Origin of the sequence: Streptomyces sp. Ru73 (genome assembly GCF_002920575.1) — a bacterium.
In the GTDB taxonomy this organism is placed as follows: Bacteria; Actinomycetota; Actinomycetes; order Streptomycetales; family Streptomycetaceae; genus Streptomyces.
The window spans coordinates 142,960-164,628 of sequence record NZ_PQSQ01000002.1 but is presented as its reverse complement, the minus strand read 5'-3'; the positions used below and the strand labels follow the sequence as shown (position 1 = coordinate 164,628).

General features: G+C 72.4%; 19 protein-coding genes. 10 read left to right on the top strand and 9 right to left on the bottom strand.

Annotated features, from left to right (window positions below; genetic code table 11):
* Positions 1-11: 11 nt before the first annotated feature.
* Entirely contained in the window at positions 12-1,577 is a 1,566-nt protein-coding gene (locus C3486_RS01770) for an FAD-dependent oxidoreductase (RefSeq protein ID WP_103830714.1), read from the bottom strand.
* A gap of 46 nt (positions 1,578-1,623) precedes the next feature.
* The gene (locus C3486_RS01765; RefSeq protein WP_103830744.1) at positions 1,624-2,817 is read right to left on the bottom strand and encodes a lycopene cyclase family protein; all 1,194 of its coding nucleotides are present in this window, start codon (positions 2,815-2,817) and stop codon (positions 1,624-1,626) included.
* Positions 2,818-3,054: 237 nt separating this feature from the next.
* On the opposite strand from C3486_RS01765, the gene crtI reads away from it, so the two are divergent.
* The 4 genes from crtI to C3486_RS01745 all read left to right on the top strand — a co-directional run bounded on the left by crtI (position 3,055) and on the right by C3486_RS01745 (position 7,451).
* A complete protein-coding gene (gene crtI / locus C3486_RS01760) occupies positions 3,055-4,596 on the top strand; it encodes a phytoene desaturase family protein (RefSeq protein WP_103830713.1) in 1,542 nt (513 codons plus the stop codon).
* A complete protein-coding gene (locus tag C3486_RS01755; RefSeq protein WP_103830712.1) occupies positions 4,593-5,627 on the top strand; it encodes a phytoene/squalene synthase family protein in 1,035 nt (344 codons plus the stop codon). The genes crtI and C3486_RS01755 overlap by 4 nt, the downstream gene beginning before the upstream one ends.
* On the top strand, positions 5,624-6,691 hold the full coding sequence (locus C3486_RS01750) for a DUF5914 domain-containing protein (RefSeq protein ID WP_103830711.1): 1,068 nt from the start codon (positions 5,624-5,626) through the stop codon (positions 6,689-6,691). Before C3486_RS01755 ends, C3486_RS01750 begins: the two co-directional genes overlap by 4 nt.
* 139 nt (positions 6,692-6,830) lie before the next feature.
* Positions 6,831-7,451: an L-threonylcarbamoyladenylate synthase gene (locus C3486_RS01745; protein WP_103830710.1), complete on the top strand. Its 621-nt coding sequence runs from the start codon at positions 6,831-6,833 to the stop codon at positions 7,449-7,451.
* 61 nt (positions 7,452-7,512) lie between these two features.
* On the opposite strand, the gene C3486_RS01740 is transcribed toward C3486_RS01745, so the two are convergent.
* The 5 genes from C3486_RS01740 to C3486_RS38695 all read right to left on the bottom strand — a co-directional run bounded on the left by C3486_RS01740 (position 7,513) and on the right by C3486_RS38695 (position 12,068).
* Positions 7,513-8,625 (bottom strand): NAD(P)-binding domain-containing protein, encoded by a 1,113-nt coding sequence (locus C3486_RS01740; RefSeq protein WP_103830709.1) that lies wholly within the window; start codon positions 8,623-8,625, stop codon positions 7,513-7,515.
* 99 nt (positions 8,626-8,724) lie between these two features.
* On the bottom strand, positions 8,725-9,786 hold the full coding sequence (locus C3486_RS01735; protein ID WP_103830708.1) for an ABC transporter substrate-binding protein: 1,062 nt from the start codon (positions 9,784-9,786) through the stop codon (positions 8,725-8,727).
* Between the two features lie 132 nt (positions 9,787-9,918).
* Positions 9,919-10,803 (bottom strand): ABC transporter ATP-binding protein, encoded by an 885-nt coding sequence (locus C3486_RS01730; RefSeq protein WP_103830707.1) that lies wholly within the window; start codon positions 10,801-10,803, stop codon positions 9,919-9,921.
* Complete coding sequence (locus C3486_RS01725) at positions 10,776-11,663, bottom strand: ABC transporter permease (RefSeq protein WP_181138403.1); 888 nt, start codon at positions 11,661-11,663, stop codon at positions 10,776-10,778. Before C3486_RS01725 ends, C3486_RS01730 begins: the two co-directional genes overlap by 28 nt.
* Before the next feature lie 321 nt (positions 11,664-11,984).
* On the bottom strand, positions 11,985-12,068 hold the full coding sequence (locus tag C3486_RS38695) for a putative leader peptide (protein ID WP_374936831.1): 84 nt from the start codon (positions 12,066-12,068) through the stop codon (positions 11,985-11,987).
* 117 nt (positions 12,069-12,185) lie between these two features.
* On the opposite strand from C3486_RS38695, the gene C3486_RS01720 reads away from it, so the two are divergent.
* The 5 genes from C3486_RS01720 (at position 12,186) to C3486_RS01700 (ending at position 18,021) form a co-directional block, all read left to right on the top strand.
* A complete protein-coding gene (locus C3486_RS01720; RefSeq protein WP_103830705.1) occupies positions 12,186-12,608 on the top strand; it encodes a secondary thiamine-phosphate synthase enzyme YjbQ in 423 nt (140 codons plus the stop codon).
* A gap of 280 nt (positions 12,609-12,888) precedes the next feature.
* A complete protein-coding gene (locus C3486_RS01715) occupies positions 12,889-13,809 on the top strand; it encodes a dihydrodipicolinate synthase family protein (RefSeq protein ID WP_103830704.1) in 921 nt (306 codons plus the stop codon).
* 229 nt (positions 13,810-14,038) lie between these two features.
* Positions 14,039-15,421 (top strand): MFS transporter, encoded by a 1,383-nt coding sequence (locus tag C3486_RS01710; RefSeq protein ID WP_103830703.1) that lies wholly within the window; start codon positions 14,039-14,041, stop codon positions 15,419-15,421.
* A 273-nt stretch (positions 15,422-15,694) separates the two neighbouring features.
* A complete protein-coding gene (locus tag C3486_RS01705) occupies positions 15,695-16,675 on the top strand; it encodes a LacI family DNA-binding transcriptional regulator (protein WP_258052530.1) in 981 nt (326 codons plus the stop codon).
* Positions 16,676-17,331: 656 nt separating this feature from the next.
* Positions 17,332-18,021 carry a triacylglycerol lipase gene (locus C3486_RS01700; RefSeq protein ID WP_103830702.1) on the top strand — a complete coding sequence of 230 codons (690 nt, stop codon included), beginning with the start codon at positions 17,332-17,334 and terminating at the stop codon, positions 18,019-18,021.
* Between the two features lie 178 nt (positions 18,022-18,199).
* Here the strand turns inward: C3486_RS01700 and C3486_RS01695 are convergent, their stop codons facing one another.
* Positions 18,200-18,946: a phosphotransferase family protein gene (locus C3486_RS01695; RefSeq protein WP_103830701.1), complete on the bottom strand. Its 747-nt coding sequence runs from the start codon at positions 18,944-18,946 to the stop codon at positions 18,200-18,202.
* A gap of 217 nt (positions 18,947-19,163) precedes the next feature.
* On the bottom strand, positions 19,164-19,445 hold the full coding sequence (locus C3486_RS01690; RefSeq protein WP_103830700.1) for an EF-hand domain-containing protein: 282 nt from the start codon (positions 19,443-19,445) through the stop codon (positions 19,164-19,166).
* Between the two features lie 686 nt (positions 19,446-20,131).
* On the opposite strand from C3486_RS01690, the gene C3486_RS01685 reads away from it, so the two are divergent.
* Positions 20,132-21,610, top strand: coding sequence for a sugar transferase (locus C3486_RS01685; RefSeq protein WP_103830699.1), 1,479 nt, complete (start codon positions 20,132-20,134; stop codon positions 21,608-21,610).
* Positions 21,611-21,669 lie beyond the last annotated feature (59 nt).

The window sequence follows — 21,669 nt, the reverse complement described above, 5'->3', positions numbered from 1 at the left end:
TCGCCGGCCGCCTACGTGTCACCCCGCCGCCATGCCGCCAGTGCCCGCAGGGGGGCCGAGCGTCCCCGGTCCGGCACGGTCCACAGCCTCTGCCCCCGTACGCCCCAGCGTTCCAGCAGGGCGTTGGCGGCGAGGAAGCCGGAGGTCGCCGCGCGTTCCATGAGGGCGACCGGCAGCTCCGTACGGACCAGGTCCCCGGCGACCATCAGGGCGGGGTGCGACGTGCGCACCGTGGGCCGGCCGGCATAGCCGCCCACGGGGAACAGCGGGCAGTCGGCGCGCCACTCGTGGCGCGCGTCGATCACGCGCGCCGCGCGCGTCTCCGGGTAGACCGCGTGCAACTGGGCGAGCAGCCGCTCCTGTTCCCGTACGCGGTCGGCGTCCTCGGGCAGCGCGTAGGCGTGCAGCTCCACCACCGAGCCGCCGGTGCGCGCGGCCCAGCGGGCCGCCTCGCCCTCCCACCGCTCCAGCACGCTGACGTTGTCCAGGGAGCCGTACCCGCTCGTCCCGAGGAAGCCGGGCCGGTCCGCCGCGACCGGCCGGTCCAGCCACAGCCGCGACACCAGGAACGGCGGTGCCGTACGCAGCCCCGCCACCTGCTCGCGCCACCCCGCGCCGCCCAGCTCGGGGGAGCGGGCGACCAGGCCGCGCAGCCCTCCGGTGTCCAGCGCGAGCACCACCGCGTCATGGTGCCGGGACCCCGCCGGGCCGGTCACGGTGAAGCCGCCGTCCGGCGCGGGCGCCACGGAGTCCACGGGGCTGTCCGTGTGCAGCGCGGCCCCGTGGCCGCGCAGGTAGCCCGCCAGCGGGTCCCACAGCGCATCCGGGAACGGCTCGCGCGGCACATCGAAGAGCAGCCCCTCGCTGGACCCGAGGAAGTAGATGTGGAACATGAGGACCATCTCGGCGGCCGACAGCTCACGGGGGTCGGCGAAGAAGCTGCGTGAGAAGACCTCGAAGGCCAGGTGGTGCGCGGCCGCGGGAAAGCGGATGGCGTCCAGGAAGTCGCGGGCGCTGACGCCGTCCAGCTGCTCGTACGTGCCGGGCACCCGGACGTCGAGCAGCGGCAGCGCCGCCACCGGGTTCATGCGCAGCAGGTCGCGGGCGCGGAAGGTGGGGCTGAGTGCGACGAAGCCCAGCGCGCTCCAGGGCGGCGTGCGCGGCACCTTGCGGAAGCTGTCGCACAGTCCGCCGCTGTGCCGGAGCGGGTAGTCGGGCAGTCCCGTGAGCGCCGTCAGCCCGGGATCGGCCCGGCGCAGCAGGCCCCGGAGGTTGTAGTACTGCCGGAAGAACGCGTGGAAGCCCCGGCTCATCGTCGCCCGCGAGCCGTCGGCCAGTTCGGTGGGCCACCCGGCGAGACGGCCGCCGAGCACCGGCTCCTTCTCGTGCAGCGTCACTCGTACGCCGCGCTCGGCGAGGGCGGTGGCCGCGGCCAGCCCGGCGATGCCGCCGCCGATCACCGCCGTACTGGGCGGCTCGCCCTCGACGCGGGCACGGCCCGGACGGGGCAGCAGAACGCGGGCGCGCCGGTCGCGGCCGCGCCGGGCGGCGGGTTGCTCGTCGCGCGGCAGGGGCATGGCGTCTCCTCGGGCACCCGGAGGTGCCGTGGTGGTGGATGGCGGGTCACCGGGCCGGTGCGGACCGGCGGGGCAGCAGCGGCAGTTCGGCCGCCGTACGCAGCATCGGCAGCACCGGAGTGTGCAGCCCGATCGACAGGTCCTCGTACACGCGCGTACGGCCGTCCAGGAAGCGCAGCAGCCGCTCCAGGGGGACGCGTTGGAACAGCCGCGCGAAGAACTCGGCGCCGTCCACCCTGCCGGTGTCCAGCGCGCGCAGCATGACGGCGTCCATCGCCCGGGACCGGGCCGTGTGCGGCGGGGGCGGCACCGGGCGGCGCCCGGCGCGGCAGGCCGCGGCGATGGCCCGCGTCTGCCGCTGGACGGCGGCGAAGGTGTACCCCGTCGACGGGCGCGTGGCGCCGCCGGCCGCGCCGATCCGGAAGACGGCCCGACCGGTCCGCCGGGCGAACGGAGCGTCCGTCATGGGGATCACGCCGGTCTCCGTGGCGGTGACGGCCAGGCCGCCCAGTCCGAGCACGTCCTGCGTGTAGTGGCGCAGCGCCGCTTCGTAGGCGTCCGTGCTCAGCGGTGCCGCCGAGAACTCCGTGTACTCCACCAGCGCCGTGTGCGTCCCCGTGGGCAGCACGTACCCGAAGGACAGGCCGTGCGCCGGCTGGGGCGTACGGAAGTCCATCAGCCGCACCACTTCGGGGTCGAACACGGGCCGTTCGGTACGGACGAACCAGCCGCGGAAGTGCTGGAGCAGCGTGGTGCGGGCCGCCGGCAGCTCCGTCAACGGCCGTGAGTCGAACACCCAGCGGGCGGCCACGGCCACGCGCTTCCCCTCCTCCGTCGTGCCCCGTACCTCAGCGCCTTCCGGCCCGTCCCGTACCGACTCGACCGCCGCCTCCCTCAGGCGGACGCCGGGCCGCGCCGCCAGGTCGCGCCGCACGAGCGCTTCGAAGTCGTCCGAGCGGATCATCTTGTAGCGCAGCGGCGCGATGCAGCCGGTCGTCGTGCCGCCCCGATGGCCGTGCACGGCGAGCCGCTGCCAGGAGGCGGAAACCGCCGCTTCGTACGGGCCGCCGCCCGGCTCCCAGAAGCACCAGGTCCGCCGCGGCGGGCGCAACGGCCCCGGAGGCGCGTCGAGGAGCACCACCGTGGGCCGCCGGCCGCCGCCCTCGGGTGCCGAGAGCCGGTGCGCCAGGGAGAGGCCAGCGGCACCCGCCCCCACGATGGCGACATCCGCGTCCAGCACAGCCTCGGGCACTGCGTCCTCCTCCGGTACGACGGCGCGTGACATCCGACTGCCCGAAGGATTCCGTGTCATCCGGCCCATCGGGGCCGCGGCACGCGGAATCGCCGAGTCCGGGGACAGTTCTCGCCGAATCGGGGCCTGTCCTCGTGTCGGCAGGGCGGACGGGGCCGCGACGGCGAAGATGGAACCTCGCCGCGCACCGCGTCCGCCACCGGCCCCGGCCGAGGGAGGAAAACGATGACCAGGAGCCTCCCCGGACCCACCGACCACGTCGTCGTGGTCGGGGCCGGGCTCGCGGGCCTCTCGGCCGCACTGCACCTGCTCGGCGCCGGACGCCGGGTCACCGTCGTCGAACGCGGCACGCTGCCCGGCGGCCGGGCCGGAATGATCGAGCGCGGTGGCTACCGCATCGACGCCGGGCCCACCGTCCTGACCATGCCCGACCTCGCCGACGCGGCCTTCGCCGCGGTGGGCACGAGCCTCCGCGACCGCGTCGACCTCGTCCCCCTGCACCCCGCCTACCGGGCCTGCTTCGCCGACGGCAGCCGGCTCGACGTGCACACCGGGGCCGAGGCGATGGAGGCCGAGGTCGCACGCTTCGCGGGCGGCCGGGAGGCGGCCGGCTACCGGCGGCTGCGCGGCTGGCTGGAGCAGGTCTACCGGGCGCAGATGCGCCGCTTCATCGACGCCAACTTCGACTCGCCGCTCCAGCTGCTCACCCCGGACCTGGCCCGGCTCGCCGCACTGGGCGGGTTCGGCCGGCTCGACGCCCGGATCGCCCGCTACGTGCACGACGAGCGGCTGCGCCGGGTGTTCACCTTCCAGGCCCTGTACGCGGGCGTGCCGCCGGCCCGCGCGCTGGCCGCGTACGCCGTCATCGCGTACATGGACACCGTCGCGGGCGTGTACTTCCCGCGCGGCGGCATGCACGCGCTGCCGCGGGCCATGGCCGACGCCGCCGCCGAAGCGGGCGCCGACCTTAGGTACGGCCACGACGTCACCCGCCTGGAACGCTCCGGAGAGCGGGTCACCGCCGTGCTCACCTCCCAGGGCCGCATCCCGTGCGACGCGGTCGTCCTCACCCCCGATCTGCCCGTCGCCTACCGGCTGCTGGGCCGCCGCCCGCGGCGCCCCGTACGGCTGCGTCATTCGCCCTCCGCCGTCGTCCTGCACGCGGGCACCGACCGCACCTGGCCCGAACTGTCCCACCACACGCTGTCCTTCGGGCGCGCCTGGCGCAGCACTTTCGAAGAACTCACCAGGACCGGCCGCACGATGAGCGACCCGTCCCTGCTCATCACCCGCCCGACCGCCACCGACCCCTCGCTCGCGCCACCGGGCCGCCACCTGCACTACATCCTGGCGCCCTGCCCCAACACCGACATCGGGCCCAGCGCGGCCGAATGGCGCGACCTCGCGCCGCGCTACCGTGCCCAGATCCTCGGCGAACTGGAACGCCGCGGGCTCCACGGCCTCGCCGCCGCCATCGAAGAGGAGTGCCTGGTGACCCCCGCCGACTGGCACGCCCAGGGGCACGCGGCCGGCACGCCGTTCTCCGCGGCGCACACCTTCGCGCAGACCGGACCGTTCCGCCCCCGCAACCTGGTCGCCGGCACCGAGAACGCCGTACTCGCCGGCTGCGGCACCACCCCCGGCGTCGGCGTACCGACCGTCCTGGTCTCCGGCAAACTGGCGGCTGCCCGGGTCACCGGCCCGCCCGTCCGTCCCCGTACGCGCCCCCGGGCCCCGCGTCCGGCCACGGAAGGCACCCGGTCATGACCGCACGCGAACTCGACGCCGCCGGCATCACCGACCCGGTCCTGCGGGACGCCTACACCCGCTGCCGGTACCTCAACGCCCGGCACGGCCGTACCTACTTCCTCGCCACCCGGCTGCTGCCGCCGGCCCGCCGCCCCGCCGTGCACGCCCTGTACGGCTTCGCCCGCTGGGCCGACGACATCGTGGACCGCCTCGACGACGGCGCCACCCCCGCGGAGCGCCGGGACGCGCTCCTGCGGCTCCAACGGGCCCTGGAGACGGGGCTGCGCCAGGGGCACAGCCCCGAGCCCGTCGTCCACGCGCTCGCCGACACCGCCGCCCGGTACCGCATCGACCACCGCCACTTCACCGACTTCATGGCGTCCATGCACGACGACCTGGTGGTCACGGACTACGCCACCTACGAAGAGCTGCGCGGCTACATGCACGGTTCCGCCGCGGTGATCGGCCTCCAGATGCTGCCGGTGCTCGGCACCGTCGTGCCGCGCGACCTGGCGGCCCCGCACGCCGCAGCACTGGGCATCGCCTTCCAGCTCACCAACTTCCTCCGGGACGTGGGGGAGGACCTGGACCGGGGCCGGATCTACCTGCCCGCCGACCTGCTCGGCGCGCACGGCGTCGACCGGCAGCTGCTCCGCTGGAGCCGGGACACCGGACGGCGCGACCGGCGCATCACCGCGGCACTCAGGGACGCCGAACACCTCACCCGAGGCGTGTACCGGGAGGCCGCTCCCGGGCTGGCGATGCTGGACCCGGTGGCGCGCCCCTGCATCCGCACCGCCTTCGTGCTCTACGGCGCGATCCTGGACACCATCGCCGCCGAGGGCCACGCCGTGCTCCACCGCCGCGCCGTCGTCCCCCGGCGCCGCCGGTCGGCCGTGGCCCTGGACGGCCTCGTACGGGTCGCCACGGCCCGGCTGCGGGCCGCGGGCACCCTGCCGCCGGGCGGCGGCCCACAGCGCGTACGGCGGCCCGCAGGCACCCCCGGAAAGCCGCTCCTGCGCCCGGTCGGCACGAGGGAGGCCGGATGAGCACCGACGACCGCTTCGCACGCGGGCGTTACCCGCTCCGCCTGCGCCGTTCCCCCGTCCCCTGGGACCGGCAGCGGCCGACCTGGCGCGACGCCAAGCCGAAGGTGATCGCCGACGCCCTCAAGCGCGCGCAGGCCCGCCCCTCGGGCAACTGGTACGTCGTCGGCGCCACGAGGGACGTCAATGCGACGCGCCCTCTGGCACGCACGGTCGCGGGCCACGAGGTGGTCGTCTGGCGCGGCCCCGACGGCCGGCTGCGCGCGGGCCCCGGCAGCTGCCCGCACCTGGGCGCACCGCTGCGCGACAGCCCCGTGCGCTGCGGCCGGCTCGTCTGCCACTGGCACGGCCTCGCCCTGGACGGCAGCCCCTTCGCTGGCTGGACCCCGCTGCCCGTGCACGACGACGGCGTGCTGACCTGGGTACGGCTGGACGAGGCCGGCGGCGAACAGCCGCTGGAGGAGCCGGTGATCCCGCCACGGCCGCCGCTCGCCGGCGCGGTGGCGGCCGTCTACACGGGCGTCGGCGTGTGCGAGCCGGAGGACGTGGTGGCCAACCGCCTCGACCCGTGGCACGGCGCCTGGTACCACCCGTACTCCTTCGTGGACCTCTCCGTCGTCTCGGCACCGGAGGGGGAGGCGTCCGGCGCGGTACGGGAAGGGGAGGCGGCCGGCTCGGCACCGGAGAGGGCGGCGGCCGACGAGGACGGCTTCGTCGTGGACGTCTCCTTCCGGCTCGCCGGCCGGATAGTGGTGCCCGTCCGCGCGGTGTTCACCGCGCCGGAACCCCGCACCGTCGTCATGCACATCACCGAGGGCGAGGGCCGGGGCTCCGTGGTCGAGACCCACGCCACCCCGCTCGCCCCGGACGACCGCGGCCGGCCGCGCACGGCCGTGACCGAGGCGGTGGTGGCCGCCTCCGACCGGCCCGGCTTCGCCGCGGCCCGTAAGGCGACGCCCGTACTGCGGCCCCTCATGCGCGCCGTCGCGGGACGCCTGTGGCGCGACGACCTGGCCTACGCCGAACGCCGCTGGCAGCTGCGCAGCACGGGCCGCTTCCCGGGCTGAGCGGCGGGCCGGGTGGCCGCACAGGGCGGGCGGCCACGGCAGCCGTACCGGGCGCCCGGACCCGGCAGCCGGCCCGGGCAGCGGGAACGGCCCCGGCGCCGTCGGTGCGAGTTCCGATCACATGACCTAAGGTCGGTGGATGGCGAAGTACTTCGACGTACACCCCGAGAACCCGCAACCGCGCACGATCAAGACCGTGGCCGACAGCATCCGGTCCGGCGCGCTCGTGGCCTACCCGACGGACTCCTGTTTCGCGCTCGGATGCCAGCTGGGCAGTCGCGACGGGATCGACCGGATCCGGTCGATCCGGAACCTCGACGACCGCCACCACTTCACCCTGGTATGCCAGAACTTCGCCCAACTCGGCCAGTTCGTCCAGATCGACAATGACGTGTTCCGCGCCATCAAGGCCGCCACGCCCGGCAGCTACACCTTCATCCTCCCCGCGACCAAGGAGGTGCCGCGCAAGCTGCTGCACCCCAAGAAGAAGACGGTGGGCGTCCGCATCCCGGACCACGCCGTCGCACAGGCCCTCCTCGCCGAGCTGGGCGAGCCGCTGCTCTCCAGCACCCTGCTGCTGCCCGGCGAGGACGAACCGCTGACGCAGGGCTGGGAGATCAAGGAGCGGCTCGACCACGCGGTGGACGCGGTGGTCGACTCGGGCGACTGCGGCACCGAGCCGACCACGGTCGTCGACTTCTCCGGCAGCGAGCCGGAGCTGGTGCGCCGGGGCGCGGGCGACCCCGCGCGCTTCGAGTGACGGCCCGCTGAGCGCGGAGCCGGTTCTCCCTGTAGCGCACGCCGCTGACCGCGGAGTGCGCTCAGGCCGCGGCCCGGGTGCCCTCCGTCAGCAGCTGCCGTATCTCGCGTGCCGCGGCCCGGCCCGCCCGGTTGGCGCCGATGGTGCTGGCCGACGGGCCGTAGCCGACGAGGTGGACACGGGGATCGTCGGCGACGCGGGTGCCGGCCATGCGGATGCCGCCGCCGGGCGTGCGCAGGCGGAGCGGGGCCAGGTGGTCGATCACCGGGCGGAAGCCGGTGGCGAGCAGGATGGCGTCGGCGTCGAAGGAGGTCACGCCGTCCTCCCGTACGCCCTCGCCCCAGCGCACCCCGTGCTCGGTGATCCGGTCGAACATCGGCCGGCGCACGAGCACGCCCCGCTCCCGCGCCCGACGCAGCTCCTCGGTCATCGGCAGACCCGTGACCGAGACCACGCTGCGGGGCGGCAGACCCTGCCGGACGCGGTCCTCGACCAGGGCCACCGCGGCACGCCCCCGGTTCTCGTCGAAGGGGCCCGTACGGAAGGCGGGCGGCCGCCGGGTCACCCACACCGTGTCCGCCGCCACCTCGGCGATCTCCATCAGGTGCTGTACCGCGGAGGTGCCGCCGCCGACCACGACGACGCGCTGCCCGGCGAACTCCTGCGGCCCCCGGTAGCCGGCGGTGTGCAGCAGCCGCCCGCGAAACCGCTCCTGACCAGGGAAACGCGGCCAGAACGGGCGGTCCCAGGTGCCGGTCGCGTTCACCAGCGCCCGCGTCGCGTACGTCCCCTCCGAGGACTCGACGAACAGCCGGCCGCCCGGCTCGGGCCCCGGCCGTACCGCCGTGACGTGCACCGGCCGGTGGACCCGGAGCCCGAAGGTGTCCTCGTACGCGGTGAAGTACTCGGCGATGACCTCGGCGGAGGTGCGGTCGGGGTCGGCACCGGTCAGCTCCATGCCGGGGAGCGCGTGCATGCCGTGGACCTTGCCGTACGTCAGCGTCGGCCAGCGGTACTGCCACGCGCCGCCCGGCCGCGGCGCGTGGTCGAGCACGACGAGGTCCCGGTCCGGCTCACAGCCCAGCCGCCGCAGGTGAAACGCGGCGGCGAGCCCGGCCTGACCTGCACCGATGACGACGACATCGACGTCTCGGACCTCGTCCGTGTAGTTCATACGGGTACTAACGGAGGCGGCGGCGATTGTCTTCCCGAGCCGTGTCACCGCCGCCTCCGGAGCGAGGGCGGCCCGGAACCGGGCGCCCCCCGGACGCCCTCAGCCGTCCTTGCCGTACGACCGCGGGGCCGTGCTCGACGGCGGCAGGTCCCCGTTGAACCGGGTGTCCACGTACTTCTCGAAGGAGTACGAGCGCGGAATCAGCTTGATGTCCGCGAACGTGTCGACGATCCGCTGCTCGGAGGCGACGGCGGCCTTGTCGATGGCCACGGGTACGGCCGTGCCGCGCGTGCGCCGGACGGCGTCCAGCGCCACCTTCTCCGGCAGCCCGGTCTCCTTCGCCCACACCTCGGCCCACCGCTGCGGGTGCTTGAACACCCAGTCCTGGGCCCGCCGCAGCCGGTCGTTGTAGTCCTTGAGGGCCTTCGCCTTCTTCTTGTCCTCCAGCGCGGCCGGCGCTGCCACCTGGAAGCTCAGGCCGTTGACGACGCCCTTGCCGGTGGTCAGCACCCGGGCGTCGGCCTGGTCCAGCGCCTGCGAGGTGTACGGGTCCCACACCGCCCACGCGTCCACCCGGCCCCGCGTGAACGCGGCCAGCGCGTCGGCCGGCTGCAGATAGCTGAGCTTGACGTCCTTCGTCGTCAGACCGGCCTTCTTCAGGGACGCGACCAGCTGGTAGTTGGCGGAGCTGCCCTGCGCCACCGCGATCGTCTTCCCCTTGAGCTGCGCCGGTCGCTTCAGCGGAGAGTCCTTCTTCACCAGGATCGTCTCGCCCGCCGAGGAGCTGTGCGAGGCGGCGACGACCTTGAGCTTCTGCTGCGCGGCCGCGGCGAAGACCGGCGGGGTGTTGCCGACCCCGCCGATGTCCACGGCCCCCGCGTTGAGCGCCTCCAGCAGTGGCGGGCCGGAGGTGAAGGTGGACCACTCGATGCGGTACGGCAGGTCGTCCAGCTCCCCGGCGGCCCGCAGCAGTGCCTCGGAACCGCCCTTCTGGTCACCGACGCGCAGGGTCAGCGACCCCTTGCCGTCACTGCCACTGCCCTTTCCGGCGCCACCGCCGTCCGCCCGCGACGCACCGCCGCAGGCCGTCAGCAACAGCACGAGCGGGAGCAGCAGGGCAGCAGCCGGGGCGTAGGCCGGGGCCGGTCGGCGGGATCTCATCACAGGGTTCCGTTCGTCGTGCGGTTCGGGGGCGTTGGTGGGGTGGGTCATGGGTGGGATGGGTGATGGATGGGGCGTAGGTAGGTCGGGCGCTGATGGTGCGGGCCCGGCCGGTAGTGGGCGGCCGATCGCTCAGTTCGCAGGCCGGTCGGGGTGCACTGGGGTATCGGTACCGACTCCAGTCCAGGCACCGCCCTCCGCCGCCCCCTCCGCGTCGTCCGCCACGCCCAGCCGCTCCAGCAGCCGCGTGCGCAGTGCGGCGAAGCGCGGGTCGGTGACGTCGCGGGGCCGCGGCAGGTCGACGGCGGTCTCGTACGCGATCACACCGTCGTCCATGACCACCGCACGGTCCGCGAGGAGCAACGCCTCCTCCACGTCGTGCGTGACCAGCAGCACCGCGCAGCCGCGCCGCTGCCACAACTCGGCCACCAGCCGCTGCGCCTTGATGCGCGTCAGCGCGTCCAGCGCGCCGAACGGTTCGTCGAGCAGCAGCAGGTCGGGCTCGCGCACCAGGGCCCGGGCCAGCGAAGCCCGCTGGGCCTCACCGCCCGACAGCGTCTTGGGCCACGCGTCGGTACGGTGCGCGAGCCCCACTTCGCCCAACGCCCGCTCGGCAACGGTCCGTTCGGGACGACCGGGCAGCCCGAGCAGGACGTTGCGCCACACCTTCTTCCACGGCATCAGCCGCGGCGCCTGGAAGGCGACGGCCGACCGGCGCGGTACCGACACCTGGCCCTCGATCTCGCGGTCGAGCCCGGCCAGCACCCGCAGCAACGTCGACTTGCCGCAGCCGCTCCGTCCGAGCAGAGCGACGAACTCGCCCGGCTGAACGGTCAGTTCGAGCCCGTCGATGACCGCCCGCCCGTCGAAGGACCGGGTCAGCCCGGCCACGCGTACGGCGGCCGGAGCCTCCTGGGCGGGAGAGATCTCATCAGCGTGCGGGGTCTTGGGGGCGGAGGACGTCCCCGCCCTCCCCACCGTCTTCGGGCTCACTGCCCCGTGAACGTCGGTCGCCATTGCAGCAGCAGCCTTTCGAGGGTACGGACGAGGAAATCGGCGAGCAGGCCGAGCAGGGCGTAGACGATCAGGCAGACCACGATCACATCGGTACGGAAGAACTCCCTGGCCTGGTTCATCAGGAAGCCGATGCCGTCGTCGGCGTTGACCGACTCACCGAAGACAAGCGCGAGCCACGCCGTGGCCAGCGAATACCGCAGCCCGGTCATCGCGCCCGGGAGCGCTCCGGGCAGTACGACGTGCCGGATCAGGCCCCACCGCCCGAGACCGAGCGAGGACCCCGCCTCGACCAACTGGGCGTCCACGCCACGGATTCCGGCGTACACGTTCAGGTACAGGTGGAAGGCCACACCCAGCGAGATCAGCGCGATCTTCGGCGCCTCGCCGATGCCCAGCCAGATGATGAACAGCGGGATGACACCCACCCACGGGATGGACCGCAGCATCTGCACGGTCGCGTCCACCAGGTCCTCACCCAGCCGCGACAGCCCGGAAGCGAGCGCCAGCGCCACGCCGGCGACCCCGCCCAGCACCAGTCCGACCAGCACGCGCTGGACGGACACCAGCATGGCCGAGGGCAGTGTGCCGTCGGAGACGAGGTCACCGGCGGTACGGGCGATGGTGCCGGGCGAGGCGAGTACGTCCGGGTGGAGTACACCCGTCGCGCTCAGCACCTGCCACAGGACGAGCAGCCCCACCGGCCCGACGGTGCGCCGCAACCACCGCGGCACGGACCGCCGCCGCGCCGAGACCGGAACGAGCGTCACAAGCTCCGGCGCAGGACTCGATGCACTGCTTCCCACGGATATATCAGGTGGTGACGGCGGCTGATCGGCCAGAACAGCCTGATCGAGCGACATAGAGACTCCACGAACGAGAGACAGGGGAGAGGGGGAGGGGAGTGGGGAGAACCGCGGGGCACCGCTGAGTGAACGCCCACGTACACAGACAGCAGATGCGCACCCACGCACCTACGCACACGGCCACCCGCCGCAACGCTCACCGCGCCACAGCACTCAGCGCTACGGCGCAGGCCGGCGTCAAGGCGAAGGCAGCCGCCTCACCGCGTACGTCTGCGCATCACAAAGAAGCGACAACAGGAAACGGTGACACCGACGGCGAGGGCGGGGACAACACACCGCAGGCCGAGAACGCAAGGCCGCGTCCCCGCTGAGAGTGCGTCAGCAGCAGCCGCGACAGGCGGCGGAGGCCACCCGCAGCAGGTCGATGTGACCGCGCGTGGTGAGCAAGGCTGACGTAGACATGTCGCTGAACGTAGCCGCGTGGCCGGAACCGGGTCAATCGCCGTCTCGGCCAGTGGACCTTTGTTGCGGCAGTGTGTCAGCGCGGCCCTTTCCGCCGTATCGCGGATCATGGGAAGTATGAGTAACGCCTTCACGACACACGTACTGAACATCAGCACCGGTTCCGGCGAGACCGTGTACGACCTCACCCGGGACTGCTCGGCATTCCTCGCCGAGGCGGCGGCCGGCCGGGACGGACTGCTGAACGTCTTCGTCCCGCACGCCACCGCCGGCATCGCGATCATCGAGACCGGCGCCGGCAGCGACGACGACCTGCTCGCCGCCCTGGGCGACCTCCTCCCGGCCGACGACCGCTGGCGCCACCGCCACGGCAGCCCCGGCCACGGCCGCGACCACGTCCTCCCGGCCTTCGTCCCACCCCACGCCACCCTCCCCGTCCTCAACGGCCACCTCGAACTGGGCACGTGGCAATCGGTCTGCCTGGTCGACACGAACGGCGACAACCCGCGGCGTCAGGTCCGGCTGAGTTTCCTGGGGTGACATCCCTTCGTCGGCCGATGGGCTAGAGGGTGTCGAACGTCGGCCTGTGCGTGGGGCGGGTCAGGTCCTGTCTGGGCGGCGAGCGTCGATGACCCGCCCGCGTCCGCGCTCGATTCGCCCACCGGCACACATGGTCAAGGTGCAGAGACAGGCGCTCGCGCGGGCATCGCAGCCCTTCGCTCCGGACCGCGCCCGCGCTTCTTCCGCTTCACCTCTTGACGTGCCGACAGCCGGAGATGTGCAATCGTTCCCGCCAACGATTGCACAGGGAGTGTGTGTCATGGACCCCATGGATCTGCGTGGCCTGGTTCCGGCCCCGGTCACCGCGTTCACCGCCGACGGCGAGGTCGATCACGCCGCCAATGCCGAGCTGGCGCGCTGGCTGGTCGAGGTCGAGGGCGTGAAGGGGCTGGTGTGTCTCGGGCATGCCGGCGAGGGCACCTATCTGACGGCCGAGGAGCAGGTCGGCCTCATCCGCACCCTGGTGGAGGCGGTCGGCGACCGAGTACCGGTCATCGCGGGCATCACCGGCGAGGGCACGAAGACCGCGGCGCTGGAGGCCCGGCGGGCCGCGGAGGCCGGGGCGATCGGCGCGCTGGTCTATCCCTCGCACGGCTGGCTGCGCTTCGGCTTCCAGCCCGGAGCGCCGCAGGAGCGCTACCGGGCCATCCACGAGGAGTCGGGCCTGCAGTGCATCCTCTTCCAGTACCCGGATGCCACCAAGGCCACCTATGACCTCCCCACCCAACTGGAGATCGCCGCACAGCCCGGTGTGGTGGCCACCAAGAACGGCGTGCGCAACATGCGCCGCTGGGACACCGAGATTCCGGTGCTGCGAGAGAACTTCCCCCAGCTGCAGATCCTCACCTGCCACGACGAGTACCTGCTGCACACCATGTTCGACGTGGACGGCGCGCTGGTCGGCTACGGCGGTCTGGCTCCCGAGCCGCTCGTCGAGCTGATCGAGGCGGGCAAGGCCCGGGACTACGCGAAGGCCCGTGAGGTGCACGACCGCCTGCTGCCGGTGACCAAGGCGGTCTACCACCGCGGCTCGCACATGGAGGGTACCGTCGCGCTCAAGCTGGGCCTGGTCGCCCGGGGCGTGCTCAAGGACGCCACCGTCCGCCCGCCGCTGCAGCCGCTGGGCGAGGAGGCCGCCGCCGAGATCGAGTCCGCTCTCCAGCAGGCACGGCTCATCTGAATGCGCCGGGCGTGCGGTGCCGCCGGCGCCGCACGCCGTGCCTCCCTCTCCGCGCGCCGTGCCTCCCTCTCCGCGCGCCCTGCTGCGTATCCGGCCGCGTCCCCCCTCGGAGGCGGCCTGCGGACTCGGCGGCCCAGGCCGTCGAACCCGGCCGCAGCGACTCGAGCGGCTCGTTCCGCTGACGCCGCGGCGGCCCCTCCCTTCCCACCTCAACGGCGAGGAACGCCTCATGACGACTTCTGTGGCCGACGGGGGCAGCGCATCCACCGTCAATGCCCAGCTGGTGGCCCGCCTCGAGCGGCTGCCGATCACGCGCAGGCTGCTGCTCATCCGCGTCATCATCGGCAGCGCCACCTTCTTCGACGCCTACACCGTGCTGGCCATCGCCTACGCCATGCCGCAGCTGGTGGACGAATGGCATCTCAGCTCCGGCCAGGTCGGCATGATTCTGTCCGCCGGGTATGCAGGGCAGCTGGTGGGTGCGCTGCTCTTCGGTGCGCTGGCGGAGAAGATCGGGCGCCTGCACACCCTGCTGATCACCATTGTGCTGTTCGTCGCGATGGACATTGCCTGCCTGTTCGCCGGGAGCGGCACCTCGATGCTGGTCTTCCGCTTCCTCCAGGGTGTGGGGACGGGCGGTGAAGTGCCGGTGGCCAGCGCGTACATCAACGAGTTCATCGGGGCCCACAAGCGCGGCCGGTTCTTTCTGCTGTATGAGGTCATCTTTCCGGCGGGGCTGATGTTCGCCGGCATCGCCGGCTACTTCCTGGTGCCCGTCTTCGGCTGGCGGGCGCTGTTCGCCCTCGGCATCGTGCCCTGCCTGCTGCTGCTTCCGCTGCGGTTCGCGATGCCGGAGTCCCCGCGCTGGCTGGCGGCCAAGGGCCGTTTCGAGCGGGCCGAGAAGGTCGTGGCCAAGCTGGAGAACGATGCGATCGAGCAGGGGCTGCCCCTGGCGGAGCCGGTGGTACGCCCGGTGAGCCCCAAGGCCACGGCCCACTCCACGTGGCGGGAGCTCTTCCGGGGCATCTACCTCAAGCGCACACTGGTGATCTGGGCTCTGTGGTTCACCGCCTACCTGGTCAACAACGGCCTGATGACCTGGCTGCCCACCCTCTACAAACAGGTCTTCGGCCTCTCACTGGAGAGCAGCCTGGCCTTCGGGTGGATCACCTCCGCAGCCGGTGTGGTCGCCTCGGTCGTGTGCGCACTGCTGATCGACAGGGTCGGGCGCAAGCGGTGGTACGCGTGGGCCTTTCTGGCAGCCGTGGTGCCGCTGGTCGGCCTGACGGCGCTGGGGGCGACGGGCGCGGTTCAAGTGCTGATCCTGGCCACCCTGGCCTACGCGATCATTCAGACCATCACGTTCTCGCTGTACCTCTACTCCTCCGAGCTCTACCCCACCCGTCTGCGAGCACTGGGCACCGGCTTCGGCAGCGCCTGGCTGAGGGCGGGCTCCTCCCTGGGGCCCCTCCTGGTGGGCGCGGTCGTCTCCGGACTGGGCATCCGCTACGTCTTCACCGTCTTCGCGGCCGTTGCCCTGCTCGGCGCCCTGGTGACCAGTGTCTTCGCCATCGAGACCAAGGGCAGGGTCCTGGAGGAGCTCTCCCCTTGACCGGTACCTACCGATCCCGCCCGTGCCGCATCCGGGCGTCCCTTGCCCGCGCGGCATGGGCGGGCAGCCAGTGGGTGAGGGGCGGGGGCGCAGCGTGCGGCGTGGGGAACGGGACCGGTTGCCCGACGATGATGCAATCGATTCCGTTCATGTTGCACAATGGGTGACGTCCAGCAGGTGCACAAGAGGGGCGGGGTCATGAGTGGGTCGAGGCGCGCATCGCAAACCGGGCAAACGGTATCCGCGACCAACGTACGGCCGACCATCACGGACGTGGCCGAGGCCGCCGGAGTGAGCCGCTCGACCGTCTCACGCGCCCTCAACCGCGAACACCGCTACTACCGCAGCTCCTCGGCCGCCCGCATTCGCGAGGTGGCCGCCGAGATCGGCTACGCGCCCAATCCGGTGGCGGCCAACCTCCGGCGCCGGCAGACCAACACCCTCGGCGTGCTGGTGCCCCGTCTGACCGACACGGTGATGGCGACGCTGTATGAGGAGATCGCCTCCGCCGCCCTGGTACGCGGCTACCACGCCCTGGTCGCCACCACCCACGACGACCCCGAACGCGAGCGTGAGCACGGCCGGATGCTGCTGGAACGCCGCGTCGACGGCCTGATTCTCACCACGGCCCGCACCGACGGCGGCTTCTGCCAGGACCTCGCGGACAAGGGCATCCCGCACGTATCGGCTCTGCGTACCTACGGCAGCAGCGCGGCCGCCGTCGGCGACGATCGCCTCGGCGGCTACCTGGCCACCCGCCACCTCCTCGACCTCGGCCACCGGCGCATCGCCCTGGTCAGCGGCCCCGCCTACGCCTCCAGCGCACTGGGACGCCGCGCCGGATACGAGGACGCCCTCGCCGAGGCGGGCATCGCCCTCACGGATGCCCTGGTGCTGCCCTCCACCTTCAGCATGGAAAGCGGCGAGGAGGCCGGCCAGCGCCTGCTCTCCCTGGCCGCCCGCCCCACGGCCGTCTTCGCCGTCAACGACAACACCGCCATCGGCCTCCTCGCCGCCGCCCAGCGCGCCGGACTGCGCGTACCCGAGGACCTCTCGGTGGTGGGCTACAACGACATCCCCCTCGCGGCGCGGCTGCCGCAGCCCCTGACCAGCGTGCGCGTCCCCTTCGACGCCATCGCCGCGGCCGCCGTCGACCAACTCATCGACCTCATCGCCGGCGCCCCCGGCCACACCCGTACCTACGCCCCCACCCTCATCCCACGCCGCACCACGGCACGGCTTGCCGCCTCTTGAGGCCCTGGCCCCATGCGCGGGAAGACGGAGCGACGCCGACGGGCCCAGGTCGTATCGCAAAGCAGGTTGGTCGCTGGTCGTCGGTCTGTTCGGGGCGCGTGGTCATGAACTGACCGACCAGGCGTGGGCGGTGACCGAGCCGGTGCCGGCTCCGCGCGTCCGGCGACGGCAGCGGTGGCGAGACGGACGGTCCCGAGGGAGCCGTCTCGTATCCGGACCGGGTTCCCGACGAAGTGGGGGCCGTGAGGTGACGGAGCGCCGCATCGGGAGTCGGCCGAGTGGTGTGCCGGCGAGGCGGGATTCCGCCCGGGGTGGGTGTCCGTCCTCCTCGGGCCGGTCCGCTCCCGGCGGGAGCGACAGCTTCGCCGCGCCGGGTGCGCCCCCTCCGGTATGGGGGCGGAAAAATTCCGCGCACGCCTCTTGCCCGGCAATGTCTACCGGCTAGTACTCTCACGCCACCCTCGATGACACCGGTGTCCCCCTGCGTGCGGCCGCGGCGTGCCAGTCCCTCGCGATGCCGCCGCACGCCTGTAGGCACAGCTCCCGTGACCCGGGAAACGCCTCGCGCTGCCCTTTGTCAGAACGCGCCATCTGAACGCGCCATCTGTCAGAACGCGCCAACGAACGCTGTCCCGAACCCCACCGGAGAGTCCCTCATGAACATAACCCTCGCGAGCGCGGCCGTGGCCGTGGCCGGCGCCCTGCTCGCCGTGCAGGCGGCGCTTCCCGCTCAGGCGGCGAGCAGCCCGACCTTCAACTCCACCAGCAACCCGGTCCTGTTCGTGCACGGCTACACCGGTGACGCCGGCAACTGGAACACCATGGCGGGCCGCTTCAGAACCGACGGCTGGCCGTCCTCATACCTCGACCAGTGGTCCTACGACTGGCACCAGTCCAATGCCACGACCGCCCAGCAGCTGTCCGCCGAGGTCGACCGTCTCCTCGCGGCCACCGGCTCCACCAAGGTCGACATCGTCAGCCACTCCATGGGAGGGCTCTCCTCGCGCTACTACCTGAAGAACCTCGGCGGGACCTCCAAGGTCGACGCCTGGGTGTCATTGGGCGGACCGAACCACGGCACCGACAGTGCCAACACCTGCTTCGACACCTCCTGCACCGAGATGCGCATCGGCTCCAGCTTCCTCGCTGCCCTCAACTCCGGTGACGAGACGCCGGGCTCGCCCCGTTACGCCACCTGGTGGTCGCCCTGCGACACCGTGATCAATCCGGACTCTTCGGTCTCCCTGTCCGGCGCGGCCAACACCCGGACCGCCTGCCTCAGCCACACCGACCTGCTCACCGACGCAACGGTCTACGCCCAGACCCGGGACGCCATCAACCAGTGATCCCCCTCGCCCGGCCGAGCGCGGTCGTACCGGCCGCTGGTTACCGCCCGCCCCTCGGGCGCGATCCACGCACCGTCGCGTGGCTTCGGCGCTGCAACCCACCCCCGGCCGCCCGAATCAGCACCTCGCATCGTCGCTTCCGCCCTTCTACGACCTGTCCGCTGAAGGGCACGCGGTCTCACATCCGGGACCTCAGTACGTCGACTTCGCAGCCCGGGGCGAATGGGTCGAAGCCGTGGTCGATCAGCCAGCGGATCCCCAGCAGGCTGCGCAGTGACCACCAGCCGCGGATCGCGTCGGGGTCGGCGTCGGTGCCGTAGCCGGTGAGGACGTCGGCGAGGTGGTTCTCGTGTCCGAGGGTCAAGGTGGCGAGGTCGTACAGGGCGTCGCCCCGGCCCGCCTCGGACCAGTCGATGATGCCCGTGATCTCGTCGCCGTCGGTGAACACGTGAGCGATCTGCAGGTCGCCGTGCGTGAAGGCGGGAGGGCGCGGTCGGAGTGCGGCCTCGGCGACCCGGCGGTTGCGGGTGACCAGGTCGGCGGGGAGGACGCCATGCGTCACGAGCCACTCGCACTCGTCGTCGAGGTCCGCCGCCAGCTCGTCGGGGTCCCGCCCGGCCCGGCCGGGCCAGGGTGGCAGCGGCGCGTCGTGCAGCTTCCGGAGGGCGGCACCCGCCGCGGCCCAGGCCGCCGGGGACGCGCTCGGTGGCTCGCCGAGGCGGCCGAGCGCCGTCCCCGGGACCGCGGCGATCGCGAGCACGGGCGGCTCGCGCCACAGGATCCGCGGGGTCGGGACCGGCGCCAGGGCCATCGCCTCGATCTCGACGTCGATGCGTGCTTGATCGGTGTCCACCTTCAGGAACACATCGCCGACGCGAAGGGTCGCACGCTCGGAATGGGCGACGACGACCTTGACCTCATTCATGGGCCATCAGTATCTCGGCCGACTGTTCGTGTCACCGGGTTTATCGCCTGTGGAGGTGCGGTTGACCGGGTTCCGTTGCGCGGCGGCCTCGTGCGGTGGCGCGCCACACGCACGCCGGGCGAGCGAGGCGTACATCCGCCTCACCCGCCCAGGGGCGGGGCACGAAAGCGGTGCCCTCCGTTCGCCACGGAGGGCACCGGGCCGGCGTTCCCCGCTGCTACCGCGTGCGCGACGCCTGGACGAACTCTTCCTTGCTGATCTGGCCGTTCGAGTCGCGGTCCACCAGGTGGAAGGCCTTGCGAATGGTGGGCTCGGAGACCCCCTGCTGCTTCCCCGCCACGAGCAGTTCCGGCTCGCTGATCGTGCCGCTCCTGTCCGTGTCGATCTGGTGGAAGGTGGGAGGGGTGCTCGCGGGGGCGCTGGCAAAGGCGGAACCGCTCGCGCCGAGGACGGCTGCCGCCGTCAGAGCCATCGCGGTGGCAGCGGTGCGAGTCTGCATGGTGTCTCCTATTGGCCCCCGCGGGAGGGCGGGAAGGCCGGATGTCTGGCTGTTACTGGCAACTGCAGCCACCCACCGTAGTGAATCAATTGCTCAACGTCACGCAAGGTGGGGGGTGCCGTGCGGGAGCCCGGGACGCTGGTCCGTCTCGCGGCGTGCGAGCGGTGGCGCCTGGCTGCCGGAGGGGTGGGAGGGGTGGCCGGGGCGCGCTGTGGGTGCCCTCGTGGGTGCCCATCACCGCAGGTCGTATGACGTATCGCCGTCACCACGGCGCCCAGGATGGTCACTTGACCCGCACGGGTTGGTCGAGGCGTCTCCAAATCTTGACCACAAATCCCACACATACCTCTCTGCAGATGGGGATCGATGGTCTAGATTGACCTTGCTTCGCATGGTGTGACACGGAGCGACAAATGGCGATCTTTGGGTTGGGTGCTGTGGAGAGCAGGTGACTGTGTCTCCGGTGCCAGGGGGGACGATCAATTCGTGGGGCCCGTAGGGGGTCCTGGGTGAGGGGAGCACCCAGGGTTCCGCCGGGATCCCGCGCACGTGAGTGTGGGGCAGGGGGTGCGGGTTCCTGCCGTCCGGAAGGACCGCTCACGTAGCGCTGAATCAGCCGAGATGTCATGAGCGGCGGGGGGCCGGTGCCCCCTGCTTCGCGTACCACTGGGGACCGGGGGGTTTCTGTGCGGCAGGGGGGATTAGTCGGCCCTTTTCCGTCGGAGCGCGGGCGTCTGACGGACGGGGCGATCGGCCGGCCGGCGATCGACTGGGAGCAGCGGTACCGCCGTACCGTGATCCTCAGCGATACCGTCGCGACCGGCTCGGTGGTGGCGGCGATCGGCAACTTCTTCGGGGTGCGGGACGCGGCCAACTGGCACGAGAAGTGGGGCATCCTCGCCTTCGGCACCGAGCTGCTGGTGCTGGGAGCGCTCGCGGTGAGCCGGGCGTGGGCTCCGGCCGTACTCGGCCAGGGGGCCGAGGAGTTCCGCCGGCTCGGACGCTCGCTGTTCACGGCGACCGTCGTCCTCGCGCTCGGCGGGATCGCCCTGACCTCGCGCAACATCAAGCTCTGGATCTTCGTCGCGATCCCCGCGATCGCGCTCGTCACCATGACGGAGCGGTATCTGCTCCGCCTCTCGCTGCACAAGCAGCGGAAGCAGGGGCTGTGCCTGAGACCGGTGCTCGCCGCCGGGAGCCCGGACACCGTGCGCGACCTGATCACCCGGACCCGCAAGTTCCCGCACCTCGGCTGGCGCGTGGAGGCCGTGTGCACGACGGACGGGCGCGGGCTCGACGGCGACCAGCTGGACGGCGTGCCGGTCGTCGGCCGGCTGGCCGACGTCGCCAAGCACGTCCGCCACGACGGCTACCGGGTCGTGGCGGTCACGCCGGACCCGCACTGGACACCGGACCGGCTGCAGCGGCTGGCCTGGAACCTCGAAGGCAGCGACGCCGAGATGGTCGTGGCCCCGGTGCTGATGGAGGTGGCGGGCCCGCGGCTGCACGTCGACGCGGTGCTCGGGATACCCCTGCTGCGGGTCAGCATGCCCACCTTCACCGGCGGGCGCCGGGCGGTCAAAGAGGTCGTCGACCGGCTGGGCGCGGCGATCCTGCTGGTGCTGTTCGCGCCGCTGATGGTGTGTGTGGCGTTACTGGTGATGGTGGACAGCCGGGGCGGGGCGTTCTACAGCCAGCGCCGGGTCGGCAAGGACGGGCGCGAGTTCACCATCTACAAGTTCCGCACCATGGTCGCCGGTGCGCACGGGGCACGTGCGCAGCTCGCCGACCGCAACGAGGGCGCGGGGCTGCTGTTCAAGCTCCGCCGGGACCCGCGGGTCACGCGGGTGGGAGCGGTACTGCGCCGGTACTCGATCGACGAGCTCCCGCAGCTCTTCAACGTACTCACCGGATCGATGTCGCTCGTCGGGCCGCGGCCTCCGCTGCCGGAGGAGTGTGCCGCGTACGACCCGGACATCCGGCGGCGGCTGCTGGTCAAGCCCGGGCTCACCGGCCTGTGGCAGATCAGCGGGCGCAGCGACCTGCCGTGGGAGGAGGCCGTCCGCCTCGACCTGCGGTACGTGGAGGACTGGTCGCTCGCACTGGACACGGTGATCTTGTGGAAGACGCTGCGTGCGGTGCTCTACGGACAGGGGGCCTACTGATGCGCGGCTCATCGATGCGCGGGGGGCCGGCGAACTGCCGACGCACGGACCGCAGGCCG

Bases quoted from the DNA above. Each gene is read 5' to 3' on its own strand.
- C3486_RS38695 (WP_374936831.1), bottom strand. From the start codon at position 12,068: ATGTCTACGTCAGCCTTGCTCACCACGCGCGGTCACATCGACCTGCTG.
- crtI (WP_103830713.1), top strand. From the start codon at position 3,055: ATGACCAGGAGCCTCCCCGGACCCACCGACCACGTCGTCGTGGTCGGG.
- C3486_RS01710 (WP_103830703.1), top strand. From the start codon at position 14,039: ATGACGACTTCTGTGGCCGACGGGGGCAGCGCATCCACCGTCAATGCC.
- C3486_RS01740 (WP_103830709.1), bottom strand. From the start codon at position 8,625: ATGAACTACACGGACGAGGTCCGAGACGTCGATGTCGTCGTCATCGGT.
- C3486_RS01750 (WP_103830711.1), top strand. From the start codon at position 5,624: ATGAGCACCGACGACCGCTTCGCACGCGGGCGTTACCCGCTCCGCCTG.
- C3486_RS01770 (WP_103830714.1), bottom strand. From the start codon at position 1,577: ATGCCCCTGCCGCGCGACGAGCAACCCGCCGCCCGGCGCGGCCGCGAC.
- C3486_RS01755 (WP_103830712.1), top strand. From the start codon at position 4,593: ATGACCGCACGCGAACTCGACGCCGCCGGCATCACCGACCCGGTCCTG.
- C3486_RS01715 (WP_103830704.1), top strand. From the start codon at position 12,889: ATGGACCCCATGGATCTGCGTGGCCTGGTTCCGGCCCCGGTCACCGCG.
- C3486_RS01720 (WP_103830705.1), top strand. From the start codon at position 12,186: ATGAGTAACGCCTTCACGACACACGTACTGAACATCAGCACCGGTTCC.
- C3486_RS01700 (WP_103830702.1), top strand. From the start codon at position 17,332: ATGAACATAACCCTCGCGAGCGCGGCCGTGGCCGTGGCCGGCGCCCTG.
- C3486_RS01730 (WP_103830707.1), bottom strand. From the start codon at position 10,803: ATGGCGACCGACGTTCACGGGGCAGTGAGCCCGAAGACGGTGGGGAGG.
- C3486_RS01725 (WP_181138403.1), bottom strand. From the start codon at position 11,663: ATGTCGCTCGATCAGGCTGTTCTGGCCGATCAGCCGCCGTCACCACCT.
- C3486_RS01695 (WP_103830701.1), bottom strand. From the start codon at position 18,946: ATGAATGAGGTCAAGGTCGTCGTCGCCCATTCCGAGCGTGCGACCCTT.
- C3486_RS01735 (WP_103830708.1), bottom strand. From the start codon at position 9,786: ATGAGATCCCGCCGACCGGCCCCGGCCTACGCCCCGGCTGCTGCCCTG.
- C3486_RS01690 (WP_103830700.1), bottom strand. From the start codon at position 19,445: ATGCAGACTCGCACCGCTGCCACCGCGATGGCTCTGACGGCGGCAGCC.
- C3486_RS01745 (WP_103830710.1), top strand. From the start codon at position 6,831: ATGGCGAAGTACTTCGACGTACACCCCGAGAACCCGCAACCGCGCACG.